The sequence below is a fragment of the Pseudomonas pisciculturae genome, from assembly GCF_015461805.1.
Lineage (GTDB): Bacteria > Pseudomonadota > Gammaproteobacteria > Pseudomonadales > Pseudomonadaceae > Aquipseudomonas > Aquipseudomonas pisciculturae.
Genome location: NZ_JACVZE010000001.1, coordinates 80,878 through 93,944 on the forward strand (window position 1 = coordinate 80,878; position 13,067 = coordinate 93,944).

The following is a 13,067-nucleotide window of genomic DNA, read 5'->3' on the forward strand; positions in this document are numbered from 1 at the left end:
GATGTTGCATGACGGATCACGCGTTGTTACTGGTCAACCTGGGTTCACCGGCGTCCACTTCGGTGGCCGATGTGCGCAGCTACCTCAATCAGTTTCTGATGGACCCTTATGTGATCGACCTGCCGTGGCCGGTGCGGCGCTTGTTGGTGTCGCTGATCCTGATCAAGCGCCCCGAGCAGTCGGCGCATGCCTACGCGTCCATCTGGTGGGATGAGGGCTCGCCGCTGGTGGTGCTCAGCCGTCGCCTGCAACAGCAGATGACCACGCAGTGGACCCAAGGCCCGGTGGAGCTGGCGATGCGCTACGGCGAGCCGTCTATCGAAACCGTGCTAACCCGTCTCGCCGCGCAAGGCATTCGCAAAGTGACCCTGGCACCGCTGTACCCGCAGTTCGCCGACAGCACCGTGACCACGGTGATCGAAGAAGCCAAGCGCGTGGTGCGCGATAAAAAGCTCGATGTGCAGTTCTCGATCCTGCAACCGTTCTTTGATCAGCCCGAGTACCTCGACGCGTTGGTAACCAGTGCACGGCAGTACGTGGAGCAGGATTACGATCACTTGCTGCTGAGTTTCCACGGCTTGCCCGAGCGTCACCTGACCAAGCTCGACCCCACCGGCCAGCATTGCTTCAAGGACGCTGACTGCTGCAAGAACGCATCGGCCGAAGTGCTCAAGACGTGCTACCGCGCGCAGTGCTACAGCGTTGCCCGCGACTTTGCCGAGCGTTTGGGCTTGCCGGACGGCAAATGGTCGGTGGCGTTCCAGTCACGCCTGGGCCGAGCGAAGTGGATCGAACCCTATACCGAAGCGCGCCTGGAGGCCCTGGCCCAGCAAGGCGTGAAAAAGCTGCTGGTGATGTGCCCGGCGTTTGTGGCCGATTGCATTGAGACGCTCGAAGAGATCGGCGATCGCGGGCTGGAGCAGTTCCGCGAAGCGGGGGGCGAGGAGTTGGTGTTGGTGCCGTGTTTGAATGATGACCCGCAATGGGCGGTGGCGCTTAATACCTTGTGCGAACGGGCGCCAGCGACGCTGTAATCTAGCCAAGTGAAGATCAAAATGTGGGAGCGGGCTTGCTCGCGAATGCGGTGTATCAGTCACAGGTATTTTGACTGACCCGACGCATTCGCGAGCAAGCCCGCTCCCACATTTTTAACCGCGTTACAAGTTTAGGGTCAGGCTGACCGTGAGGTTGCGCGGCTCACCGGGGTTCACCCAATAATTGCTGTAAGACCGCTCGTAGTACTTCTCATCAAACAGGTTATTGAGGTTCAGGCCCACGGTGACATTCTCCGTGGCCTTGTAATGCGCCAGCAAATCCACCGTGTGGTACGCCGGTAGCTCAAAGCTTTTGCCCGCCTCACCCGAACGATCGCCTACATACGTGAACGCCGCCCCCAGGTCGGAACCACGCAACATCCCATCCTGAAACTCATACACCCCTAACAGACTGCCACTGCGCTTGGCCACACCCAGAATTCGGCTGCCGGCGGGGATGGTTTCATCACCCTTGGTCACTTCGGCGTCAATGTAGGCAAAGGCACCAATCACCCGCACGGCATCTGTCACTTGCCCGCTCAATTGCAGGTCTACACCCTGACTGCGGGCCTTGCCCACCGCACGGTTGAGGTTGGTGGCCGGGTCGAGGGTGAGGACGTTTTCTTTTTCGATATGGAACGCGGCAATGGTGGCGCTTAGGCGTTCGTCGAACAGCTCGGTCTTGACACCCACTTCATAGCCCACGCCTTCTTCCGGCTTGAAGGTTTTGCGGTTGGCGTCCTGCCCGCTGTTGGGTTTGAACGAAGTGGAGGCGTTGGCGAACACGCCGATTTCTGGGGTGAGCTGGTAGAGCAGGCCGGCGCGTTGGGTAAAGGCGTCGTGAGTCTGGTGGCTCTTGGGCGCACCGGTGAAGTCCTCGATGCTCTGGTCGAAATGTTCAAAGCGCGCGCCGATCATGCCGCGCAGACGGTCGGTGAAGACGATCTGGTCTTGCAGGTTCAACGCGTGGCTTTTGGTTTGCTCGAAAAAGTCGGTGCCGCTGCGCAGGCCGTTGGGTTTGGGTTGGCCGTAGACCGGGTTGTAGAGGTCGATGGCGTAGGGGCCGGCGATGGCGGTCACGCGTTCTTTCTTGCGGTAGTCCTCGTATTCGGTGCCGATCAGCAGTTCATGCTGCCAGCTGCCAATGTCGAACAGGCCGCGCAGTTCAAACTGGGTGATGCTGTCATGCCAACCCACGGAGCGTTCGCGGTAGCGGCGGTTGAGGGTGTGGCCGTCGGCGTTCAGTGCACGGTTTTCCGAGGCGTCGCCCCACAGGCTGCCTTGTTTGTAGTGGCTGGCCAGGCGCAGTTTCCAGGCGTCGTTGAGGTGATGTTCGAGGGTGGCTTGGATGCGATTGTTGTGGTTGTCGATATCGCCGTCGTTGGGCTCGCCGAGGAAGGTTGAGCGCGAGACGCCGGGCGCGTCGACGATGCCACGGTCGAAGGTGGAGCTGTGGCGCACGAATTCGCTTTCCACCAGCAGGCTGGTGTCCGGGTTCAACTGCCAGCTGAACGAAGGCGCGACGAACACGCGTTTGCTCTGCACGTGATCGCGGAAACTGTGGTTGTCTTCCACCGCCAGGTTGACCCGCGACAGCACGTAGCCGTCGCTGTCCAGCGGGGTGTTGACGTCGAGGGCGGTGCGATAGCGGTCCCAACTGCCAGCGCTGGTTTGCAGGGTGGTGAAAGCTTCGGGTTGTGGCTTCTTGGTGACGATGTTGACGGTGCCGCCGGGGTCACCACGGCCATACAGGCTGGCGGCGGGGCCCTTGAGCACTTCGATGCGTTCAATGTTGGCCGCGTCCGGCGTGCTCGGGTAGCCGCGATTGGCGCTGAAACCGTCCTGATAAAACTCTGACGTTGTGAACCCACGCACGCTGTATTCATACAGGGTGAGGCCGCCGAAGTTGTTTTGCTTGGACACGCCGCCAGCAAATTCCAGGGCACGTTCCACGTTGGTGCTGCCCAGGTCCTTGAGGACGGTGGCGGGGATCACGCTGATGGACTGTGGGATATCACGCAGTGCGGTGTCAGTCTTGGTCGCGCTGGCGGAGCGCGTGGCGCGGTAGCCGGTGACCGGGCTGGTGGCGGACTCATAGGCGTCGGTGGTGACGCTGATGGTCTCCAGCTCTACGGTATTATCTTCGGCGAAGGCGGGGTCGAGCAACAACCCCAGGGCCAGGCCAGCCATGGGGGCAATTCTTCGAGACGGCATGTTATATTGTTCCAAATCGATATTGAAACAATATAACATGCCGAATGAGAATGGATCGCTCTGAAATATATATAAACAGGTGTCCATGAGCGGACACCTGGGCGAGGGCGCTTATTCCTCTTCTTTCACCGGCGCAGGTGGCGGGCGCAGGCCGATTTCTGCTGAGAGCTTGATCTCTTTGCCGTTGCGCATCACCAGGATCGTCACCTTGTCGGTCGGCTTGATGCGCGCTACCTGGTTCATCGACTTGCGGCCATCGCCCGCGGGTTCACCGTCGATGCTCAGGATCACGTCGCCCAGTTGCAGGCCCGCTTTCTGCGCCGGGCCGTCACGGAAGATGCCGGCGACCACAATGCCTGGGCGCCCGGTCAGGCCAAACGACTCGGCCAGGTCTTTGGTCAGCGGCTGCACTTCAATCCCCAGCCAGCCGCGAATCACTTGGCCGTGTTCGATGATCGACTTCATCACTTCCGTCGCCAGCTTCACCGGGATCGCAAAACCGATGCCTTGGGAGCCGCCGGATTTGGAGAAAATCGCCGTGTTGATGCCCGTCAGGTTGCCATTGGCATCCACCAGCGCCCCACCAGAGTTGCCCGGGTTGATCGCTGCGTCGGTCTGGATGAAGTCTTCGTAGCTGTTGAGCCCCAACTGGTTGCGCCCGGTGGCGCTGATGATGCCCATGGTCACCGTCTGGCCGACCCCAAAAGGGTTGCCGATGGCCAGCGCCACGTCACCTACCCGCAGGCCGTCGGAGCGGCCGAGGGTGATGGAGGGCAGGCTCTTGAGGTCGATCTTCAATACCGCGAGGTCGGTTTCCGGGTCGCTGCCGACCACACGAGCCAAGGTTTCACGGCCATCACGCAAGGCCACCACAATTTGGTCGGCGCCGGTGGTCACGTGGTTGTTGGTGAGGATGTAGCCTTCCGGGCTCATGATCACGCCCGAACCCAGGCTGGATTCCATGCGCCGCTGCTTGGGCCCGTTGTCGCCGAAGTAACGGCGAAACTGCGGGTCTTCAAACAGCGGGTGCGCCGGTTTGTTGATGACCTTGGTGGTGTACAGGTTGACCACGGCCGGCGCGGCAATCACCACGGCATCGGCATAGGTCACCGGCCCTTGCACCACCGCGTTGGTTTGCGGGGCCTGCTGCATGTTCACATCCAGGCTCGGTAGGCCCACCAACTGGGGGAAACGTTGAATGATCAACATCGCGATCAGCACGCCAGCCAACAATGGCCATCCAAAAAAACGCAGCGCCTTGAGCATCAAGTAAGTCCTGACAGGTTGCAGGGGGCGGGAGAGCGCCCATAATGTCGCGCATTATACGAGGCTGCGAGCGCCTCGAACGGGATATTTAGGAGTCTTTTATGGCCGTTGCCCTGAGCACATTAGTCGACGAAGCTGACCGCTACTTGAACAGCGCTAAAATTGCCGATTACTGCCCCAATGGCCTGCAAGTGGAGGGGCGCCCGCAGGTGATGCGCATCGTCAGCGGCGTCACTGCAAGCCAAGCCCTGCTGGACGCGGCTGTCGAAGCCCAGGCGGATTTGATCCTGGTGCACCACGGCTATTTCTGGAAGGGGGAAAACCCCTGCGTCACCGGCATGAAGCAGCGTCGCCTCAAAACCCTGCTCAAGCACGACATCAGCTTGCTGGCCTACCACCTGCCGCTGGACCTGCATCCCGATGTGGGCAACAACGTGCAACTCGCCCGCCAACTGGACATCACCGTCGAAGGCCCGCTCGACCCGAGCAACCCCAAGGTCGTCGGCCTGGTCGGCTCCCTCGCCGAGCCTCTGTCGCCTCGCGACTTTGCCCGCCGCGTGCAGGAAGTCATGGGCCGTGAGCCGCTGTTGATCGAAGGCAGCGGGATGATCCGCCGCGTCGGCTGGTGCACCGGCGGTGGCCAGGGTTATATCGACGATGGGGTTGCGGCCGGGGTTGATCTGTTCCTCAGTGGAGAAGCCTCCGAGCAAACGTTCCACAGTGCGCGGGAAAACGACATCAGCTTCATCGCCGCCGGCCACCATGCCACTGAGCGCTATGGCGTGCAGGCCTTGGGCGATTACCTGGCGCGGCGCTTTGCATTGGAACACCTGTTCATCGACTGCCCCAACCCGATCTAACCAACACCGCAGAGCAAATGTGGGAGCTGGCTTGCCTGCGATAGCATCACCTCGGTATCACTGAAAGACCGAGGTGCCTGCATCGCAGACAAGCCAGCTCCCACAGAAAGCCCAAACTTGGGGGCATATTCATATACCGTTTCGATCTAGCCCGCTCCCTGAATAGAAGCAGGTGCTGTGCTAGCATGCCCCGCTCGAACACGGCCCGAAGGCCGTCCATAAGATCGTTTTTCCGTGAGTAACCATGGTCGACAAACTGACGCATCTGAAACAGCTGGAGGCGGAAAGCATCCACATCATCCGCGAGGTCGCCGCCGAGTTCGACAACCCGGTGATGCTCTACTCGATCGGTAAAGACTCCGCCGTGATGCTGCATCTGGCACGCAAGGCCTTCTTTCCGGGCAAACTGCCGTTCCCGGTGATGCACGTCGACACCCGCTGGAAATTCCAGGAGATGTACACGTTCCGCGACAAAATGGTCGAAGAACTGGGCCTGGACCTGATCACCCACGTCAACCCTGATGGGGTAGCGCAGGGCATCAACCCGTTCACCCACGGCAGCGCCAAGCACACCGATATCATGAAGACCGAAGGCCTCAAGCAAGCCCTCGATAAGCATGGTTTCGACGCAGCATTCGGCGGTGCCCGTCGCGATGAAGAGAAATCCCGTGCCAAAGAGCGCGTGTACTCGTTCCGCGACAGCAAACACCGCTGGGACCCGAAGAACCAGCGCCCGGAGCTGTGGAACGTCTACAACGGCAACGTCAACAAGGGTGAGTCCATCCGTGTGTTCCCGCTGTCCAACTGGACCGAGCTGGACATCTGGCAGTACATCTACCTCGAAGGCATCCCGATTGTGCCGCTGTACTTCGCCGCCGAGCGCGACGTGATCGAGAAGAACGGCACGTTGATCATGATCGACGACGACCGCATCCTTGAGCACTTGTCTGACGAAGACAAAGCCCGAATCGTCAAAAAGAAAGTACGTTTCCGTACCCTTGGCTGCTACCCGTTGACGGGCGCGGTGGAGTCCGAAGCCGAGACGCTGACGGACATCATTCAGGAAATGCTCCTGACGCGAACTTCCGAGCGCCAGGGCCGTGTCATCGACCACGATGGCGCAGGCTCGATGGAAGATAAAAAACGTCAAGGCTATTTCTAAGGGGCTGTCATGTCGCATCAATCTGATTTGATCAGCGAGGACATCCTCGCCTACCTGGGCCAGCACGAGCGCAAAGAGATGTTGCGCTTCCTGACCTGCGGCAACGTCGACGACGGCAAGAGCACCCTGATCGGGCGCCTGCTGCACGACTCCAAGATGATCTACGAAGATCATCTGGAAGCCATTACCCGCGATTCGAAAAAATCCGGCACTACCGGTGACGATATCGACCTGGCGTTGCTGGTCGACGGCTTGCAGGCCGAACGTGAGCAGGGCATCACCATCGATGTCGCTTATCGCTATTTCTCTACCGCCAAGCGTAAATTCATCATCGCCGATACCCCAGGCCATGAGCAGTACACCCGCAACATGGCCACCGGTGCGTCCACCTGTGACCTGGCGATCATCCTGATCGACGCCCGCTACGGCGTGCAGACCCAGACCCGTCGCCACAGCTACATCGCCTCGTTGCTGGGCATCAAGCACATCGTGATTGCCGTCAACAAGATGGACATCAACGGCTTTGACCAAAGCGTATTCGAGTCGATCAAGGCCGATTACCTGAAGTTCGCCGAAGGCATCGCGTTCAAGCCGAGCACCATGGCGTTCGTGCCGATGTCGGCGCTCAAGGGCGACAACGTGGTGAACAAGAGCGAGCGCTCGCCTTGGTACACCGGCCAGTCGCTGATGGAGATCCTCGAAACCGTCGAGATCGCCAACGACCGCAACTACACCGATCTGCGTTTCCCGGTGCAATACGTCAACCGTCCGAACCTGAACTTCCGTGGTTTCGCCGGCACCCTGGCCAGCGGCATCGTGCACAAGGGCGACGAAGTCGTGGTGTTGCCGTCGGGCAAGAGCAGCCGCGTCAAATCCATCGTCACCTTCGAAGGTGAGCTGGAGCACGCCGGCCCAGGCCAGGCTGTGACGCTGACCATGGAAGACGAGATCGACATCTCCCGTGGCGACCTGTTGGTGCATGCCGACAACGTGCCGCAAGTGACCGACGCCTTCGACGCCATGCTGGTGTGGATGGCCGAAGAGCCGATGCTGCCGGGCAAGAAATACGACATCAAGCGCGCCACCAGCTACGTGCCGGGTTCCATCACCAGCATCGTGCACCGTGTGGACGTGAACACCCTGGCCGAAGGCCCGGCAAGTTCGCTGCAATTGAACGAGATTGGCCGCGTCAAGGTCAGCCTCGACGCCGCCATCGCCCTGGACGGTTACGACAGCAACCGCACCACCGGTGCGTTCATCGTCATCGACCGCTTGACCAACGGCACCGTGGCTGCGGGCATGATCATCGCGCCGCCGGTTACCCACGGCAGCTCGGCGCAGCACGGCAAGTTGGCTCATGTGGCCACCGAAGAACGTGCCCAGCGCTTCGGCCAGCAACCGGCCACCGTGCTGTTCAGCGGCCTGTCGGGCGCTGGCAAGAGCACCTTGGCCTACGCGGTTGAGCGCAAGCTGTTCGACCTGGGCCGTGCGGTGTTCGTACTGGACGGCCAGAACCTGCGTCACGACCTGAACAAGGGCTTGCCGCAAGACCGTGCCGGTCGCACCGAGAACTGGCGTCGTGCCGCCCACGTGGCGCGCCAGTTCAACGAAGCGGGCCTGCTGACCCTGGCAGCGTTTGTCGCACCGGATGCCGAAGGCCGTGAACAGGCCAAGGCGTTGATCGGCGGTGACCGTCTGCTGACCGTTTACGTGCAAGCGTCGCCGTTGGTGTGCGCCGAGCGTGATCCGCAAGGTCTGTATGCGGCTGGTGGGGATAACATCCCTGGCGAATCCTTCCCGTACGACGTGCCGCTGAATGCCGATCTGGTGATCGACACCCAGGCGTTGTCGCTGGAAGAGAGCGTCAAGCAAGTGCTGGAGCTGTTGCGTCAGCGCGGCGCGATCTAACCCTCGCCGCCAAAAAAAGCCCGCCACCGATCACTCGGTGGCGGGCTTTTTTACTTCCTCAAGACCGGACTCGGTCAATGTGGGAGCTGGCTTGCCTGCGATAGCTGCCTGCCAGTTGATACATGTGTAGCTGACCCACCGCTATCGCAGGCAAGCCAGCTCCCACAGTTTGATCACTTTTTGTCTGGAAATTCGGTGTGCAGCTTGTCTAGCAGTGCATCCTTGTCTTCCCACAGCTTATTGATCCAACCTTGGAACGCCGTCCGGTACTCCCCATCCTGCTCATAATTCTTGCCGATGAATTCGGCCGGGATCTGCACCTCTTCAAACTGCACCACTACATCCTGCACATTCCCGCACAGCAAATCCCAATAGCCAGGGCGCCCGCCGGGATAATGGATGGTCACGTTCACCAATGACTTCAACTGCTCACCCATCGCATCCAACACAAACGCAATGCCACCCGCCTTGGGTTTGAGTAGGTAGCGGAACGGCGACTTCTGCTGTGCATGTTTGCCAGGGGTAAACCGCGTGCCTTCGGCAAAGTTGAAAATGCCCACCGGGTTGTCGCGAAACTTCGCACAGGTCTTGCGGGTGGTTTCCAGGTCTTTGCCTTTCTTCTCCGGGTGCTTTTCCAGGTACGCCTTGGAATAGCGCTTCATAAACGGGAAGCCCAGCGCCCACCACGCCAGGCCGATCACCGGCACCCAGATTAGCTCCTGCTTGAGGAAGAACTTGAGCGGGCGAATGCGGCGGTTGAGCACGTATTGCAGCACCATGATGTCGACCCAGCTTTGGTGGTTGCTGGTCACCAGGTACGAGTGTTGGTAGTCCAACCCCTCCAGGCCCGTCAGGTGCCAACGGGTGCGGCGCACCAGGTTCATCCAGCCCTTGTTGTTGGTTACCCAAGCCTCATGGGTGTGGTTCATCAGCCATTCGCTGAAACCCTTGGCGAACGGCAGTGCCTTGAACAACGCCACGATAAACAGGAATGAACACAACAGGATCGTGTTCAACGCCAACAACAGCGATGCGATCACGCCACGCACGGCGGCAGGTAGAAAAGCCAGCATTTAGATATCCATCGGTCGGTTGGCGGCTTGGATCGCAGTGAGTGCGATGGTGTACACGATGTCGTCCACCTGGGCGCCACGCGGCAGGTCGTTGACCGGTTTGCGCAGGCCTTGGAGCATCGGCCCCAGGCTCACGCAGTCGGCGCTGCGTTGCACGGCCTTATGCGTGGTGTTGCCGGTGTTGAGGTCGGGGAACACGAATACCGTAGCCTTGCCGGCGACCTGGCTGTTGGGGGCCAGTTGACGGGCAACGGTCTCGTTGGCGGCGGCGTCGTATTGCAGTGGGCCGTCGATCAGCAGCGAGCTTTGCTGTTCGTGGGCGAGCAGGGTGGCTTCGCGGACTTTTTCCACTTCTTCACCGCTGGCCGAGTCGCCGCTGGAATAGCTGATCATCGCCACTCGTGGCGTGATGCCGAATGCTGCGGCCGAGTCGGCGCTTTGCAGAGCGATTTCCGCCAGTTCCGCCGCGCTCGGGTGCGGGTTCATCACGCAGTCGCCGTATACCAGCACTTGCTCGGGGAACAGCATGAAGAACACCGACGACACCAGCGTGCAGCCCGGCGCGGTTTTAATCAGCTGCAGGGCCGGGCGGATGGTGTTGGCGGTGGAGTGGATGACGCCGGAGACCAGGCCGTCCACTTCATCCAGCGCAAGCATCATGGTGGCGATCACCACAGTGTCTTCCAGTTGCTGCTCGGCCATTGGCGCGTTGAGGCTTTTGCTTTTGCGCAGGGCCACCATCGGCTCGACGTAGCGTTGGCGAATCAGGTCAGGGTCGAGAATCTCAAGGCCTTCGGGCAATTCGATGCCCTGGGCGCGGGCGACCGCTTCCACTTCCTCAGGCTTTGCCAGCAACACGCAGCGGGCAATGCCGCGGGCCTGGCAAATGGCCGCAGCTTGTACGGTCAGCGGCTCGCTGCCTTCTGGCAAGACGATGCGCTTGTTGGCCGCTTGGGCGCGTTGGATCAACTGGTAGCGGAACACCGCCGGCGACAGGCGCATCTCCCGTGGCGTGCCGCAGCGTTGGTGCAGCCAGCGTGCGTCGAGGTGGCTGGCGACAAAATCGGTAATGATTTCGGCGCGCTCGCGGTCGTCGATGGGGATTTCTTTGTTAAGGCTGTTGAGCTGGTTGGCGGTGTCGTAGGAGCCGGTGCTCACCGACAGCACTGGCAGCCCCGCCTGGAACGCGCCACGGCACAGATCCATGATGCGCGGGTCGGGCAGGGTGTCACTGGTCAGCAACAGGCCGGCCAGGGGCACGCCGTTGATGGCGGCCAGGCTGACGGCGAGGATGATGTCGTCGCGATCGCCCGGCGTCACCACCAGCACGCCGGGCTTGAGCAGTTCCACGGTGTTGCGCATGGTGCGGGCGCAGATGATGATTTTGGTCATGCGCCGGGTTTCGTAATCGCCGGCATTGAGGATCTGCGCGCCCATCAGGTCGGCGACGTCACGGGTGCGCGGGGCGTTGAGTTCCGGTTGGTACGGAATGCACCCCAGCAGGCGGAAATCACCGCTGCGCAACAGCGGCGAATGCTCTTTCAAGCGTGCCGAAAAGGCATCCATGCTTTCGTCGGTGCGCACTTTGTTGAGGATCACGCCGAGCACTTTCGGGTCTTTCGGGCCGCCGAACAGTTGGGCTTGCAACTCCACGCGGCCGGAGAGCTCAGTGAGCACTTCGTTTTCCGGGGCTGAGACCAGAATCACTTCCGCATCCAGGCTCTTGGCCAGGTGCAGGTTGACCCGGGCTGCATAGCTGGCGTTGCGGGTCGGCACCATGCCTTCGACGATCAGCACGTCCTTACCCACGGCGGCTTGTTGATACAGGGTGATGATTTCTTCCAGCAGCTCGTCGAGCTGGCCGTCGCCGAGCATGCGCTCTACGTGGGCCAGGCCCAAGGGCTGTGGCGGCTTGAGGCCGTGGGTGCGCGCCACCAGCTCGGTGGAGCGTTCGGGGCCGGTGTCACCTGGGTGTGGCTGGGCAATCGGCTTGAAGAAGCCGACTTTCAGCCCGGCTCGCTCAAGGGTGCGCACCAGCCCGAGGCTGATGGAGGTCAGACCCACACCAAAATCGGTGGGCGCGATAAAAAAAGTCTGCATGCGAATTCTCTGGAGGTGCATGGCTTCGGTGGCGCTCTATGGTTGAGTGCCTACCGGGAATCAGGCGCCAAGGTTAGCGTTATTCGAGCGCTTGCGCACACCAGCCGCAGGCAAAGGGCTGGCCTATTTTTTCACGGCGTTGTGCGGGGTCGAGCACCCAGGTGCGGGACTGCCATGGCGGCTGGTGGCGCAGATGCTGGGTGTGGCCGCAGGAGAGCTCGGCAACCCAGTGCTGTTCGTCGTCCAGATGAAAACCGGTGATCGTCGAGTCGCTTGTTCGACCCCGTCCGTCCGGGTTCTGTTCGCTTTCGGGCAAATCCTTGTTTAGACTTGTCCGTTCTTCATTCTTATGCAAAAGGTCTCGCCCCATGACGATCGCCGCTAACAAGGCTGTCTCCATCGACTATACCCTGACCAACGACGCTGGTGAGGTCATCGACAGCTCCGCCGGCGGCGCGCCGCTGGTCTACCTGCAAGGCGCAGGTAACATTATCCCAGGCCTGGAAAAGGCTCTGGAAGGCAAGGCAGTTGGTGATGAACTGACCGTTGCCGTAGAACCTGAAGATGCCTACGGCGAGTACTCGGCCGAACTGGTCAGCACCCTGAGCCGCAGCATGTTCGAAGGCGTTGACGAGCTGGAAGTGGGCATGCAGTTCCACGCATCCGCGCCGGACGGCCAAATGCAGATCGTGACCATCCGTGATCTGGACGGCGACGACGTGACCGTCGACGGCAACCACCCGCTGGCTGGCCAGCGCCTGAACTTCCAAGTGAAGATCGTTGCCATCCGCGACGCTTCCCAAGAAGAAGTGGCTCACGGCCACGTTCACGGCGAAGGCGGTCACCAGCACTGATTGATGTATTGATCGGTTGCTAGCAAAACGCCCCGACTGGCTCGGGGCGTTTTTTTGCCTGAAAATTCACTGGGGTCAAAATGTGGGAGGGGCGGTGCGACGATTCGACTTGCCCCCGATAGCGGTGTGTCAGTGAAAGTATTTCTCACTGATCTGCCGCCATCGGGGGCAAGTCGAATCGTCGCACCGCCCCTCCCACATTTTGATCTGTGTATCTTGGCTATGACGCACAAACAAAAATGCCCCGGACCTTTCGGTACGGGGCATTTTTTAACTGTTACACAACCTGGGTTGCGATCCAGTTGTTACCACTTAGGCTGCAGCAGCGACGCTCAGAGCCTTGATGTGGCCATTCAGACGGCTCTTATGGCGAGCGGCCTTGTTCTTGTGGATGATGCCTTTATCGGCCATACGGTCGATAACTGGCACAGCCAGAACGTAAGCTGCTTGAGCTTTTTCAGCGTCTTTGGTGTCGATGGCTTTAACTACATTCTTGATGTAGGTACGAACCATGGAACGCAGGCTGGCGTTGTGGCTGCGACGCTTCTCAGCCTGTTTTGCACGTTTTTTGGCGGAAGGTGTGTTGGCCACCGTCG

General features: G+C 60.4%; 11 protein-coding genes. 5 read left to right on the top strand and 6 right to left on the bottom strand.

Annotated elements, in window-relative coordinates; all coding sequences use genetic code 11:
- Positions 1-8: 8 nt before the first annotated feature.
- Positions 9-1,034 (top strand): ferrochelatase, encoded by a 1,026-nt coding sequence (gene hemH, locus ICY20_RS00420; RefSeq protein WP_159958925.1) that lies wholly within the window; start codon positions 9-11, stop codon positions 1,032-1,034.
- 123 nt (positions 1,035-1,157) lie between these two features.
- On the opposite strand, the gene ICY20_RS00425 is transcribed toward hemH, so the two are convergent.
- Together ICY20_RS00425 and algW are read right to left on the bottom strand one after the other, a co-directional pair.
- The gene (locus ICY20_RS00425) at positions 1,158-3,248 is read right to left on the bottom strand and encodes a TonB-dependent siderophore receptor (protein ID WP_324187943.1); all 2,091 of its coding nucleotides are present in this window, start codon (positions 3,246-3,248) and stop codon (positions 1,158-1,160) included.
- 111 nt (positions 3,249-3,359) lie between these two features.
- The gene (gene algW, locus ICY20_RS00430; RefSeq protein ID WP_194936721.1) at positions 3,360-4,514 is read right to left on the bottom strand and encodes a Do family serine endopeptidase AlgW; all 1,155 of its coding nucleotides are present in this window, start codon (positions 4,512-4,514) and stop codon (positions 3,360-3,362) included.
- 101 nt (positions 4,515-4,615) lie between these two features.
- Between algW and ICY20_RS00435 the strand changes: the two genes are divergently transcribed.
- The 3 genes from ICY20_RS00435 (at position 4,616) to cysN (ending at position 8,444) form a co-directional block, all read left to right on the top strand.
- Positions 4,616-5,374, top strand: coding sequence for a Nif3-like dinuclear metal center hexameric protein (locus ICY20_RS00435; RefSeq protein ID WP_159958940.1), 759 nt, complete (start codon positions 4,616-4,618; stop codon positions 5,372-5,374).
- 244 nt (positions 5,375-5,618) lie between these two features.
- Positions 5,619-6,536 (top strand): sulfate adenylyltransferase subunit CysD, encoded by a 918-nt coding sequence (gene cysD, locus ICY20_RS00440; RefSeq protein ID WP_012722132.1) that lies wholly within the window; start codon positions 5,619-5,621, stop codon positions 6,534-6,536.
- Positions 6,537-6,545: 9 nt separating this feature from the next.
- On the top strand, positions 6,546-8,444 hold the full coding sequence (gene cysN / locus ICY20_RS00445; protein ID WP_159958942.1) for a sulfate adenylyltransferase subunit CysN: 1,899 nt from the start codon (positions 6,546-6,548) through the stop codon (positions 8,442-8,444).
- A 173-nt stretch (positions 8,445-8,617) separates the two neighbouring features.
- Here cysN and ICY20_RS00450 read toward each other — a convergent pair whose 3' ends face one another.
- The 3 genes from ICY20_RS00450 to ICY20_RS00460 all read right to left on the bottom strand — a co-directional run bounded on the left by ICY20_RS00450 (position 8,618) and on the right by ICY20_RS00460 (position 12,017).
- Positions 8,618-9,517: an acyltransferase gene (locus ICY20_RS00450; protein ID WP_194936722.1), complete on the bottom strand. Its 900-nt coding sequence runs from the start codon at positions 9,515-9,517 to the stop codon at positions 8,618-8,620.
- Positions 9,518-11,617, bottom strand: coding sequence for a phosphate acetyltransferase (gene pta / locus ICY20_RS00455; RefSeq protein WP_159958946.1), 2,100 nt, complete (start codon positions 11,615-11,617; stop codon positions 9,518-9,520).
- 79 nt (positions 11,618-11,696) lie between these two features.
- A complete protein-coding gene (locus tag ICY20_RS00460) occupies positions 11,697-12,017 on the bottom strand; it encodes a DUF3565 domain-containing protein (protein ID WP_407692609.1) in 321 nt (106 codons plus the stop codon).
- Here ICY20_RS00460 and ICY20_RS00465 point away from each other — a divergent pair.
- Positions 11,986-12,471: an FKBP-type peptidyl-prolyl cis-trans isomerase gene (locus ICY20_RS00465; RefSeq protein ID WP_032886172.1), complete on the top strand. Its 486-nt coding sequence runs from the start codon at positions 11,986-11,988 to the stop codon at positions 12,469-12,471. The genes ICY20_RS00460 and ICY20_RS00465 overlap by 32 nt on opposite strands.
- A 312-nt stretch (positions 12,472-12,783) precedes the next feature.
- On the opposite strand, the gene rpsT is transcribed toward ICY20_RS00465, so the two are convergent.
- Positions 12,784-13,062 carry a 30S ribosomal protein S20 gene (gene rpsT, locus ICY20_RS00470; RefSeq protein WP_016976313.1) on the bottom strand — a complete coding sequence of 93 codons (279 nt, stop codon included), beginning with the start codon at positions 13,060-13,062 and terminating at the stop codon, positions 12,784-12,786.
- Positions 13,063-13,067: the final 5 nt, after the last annotated feature.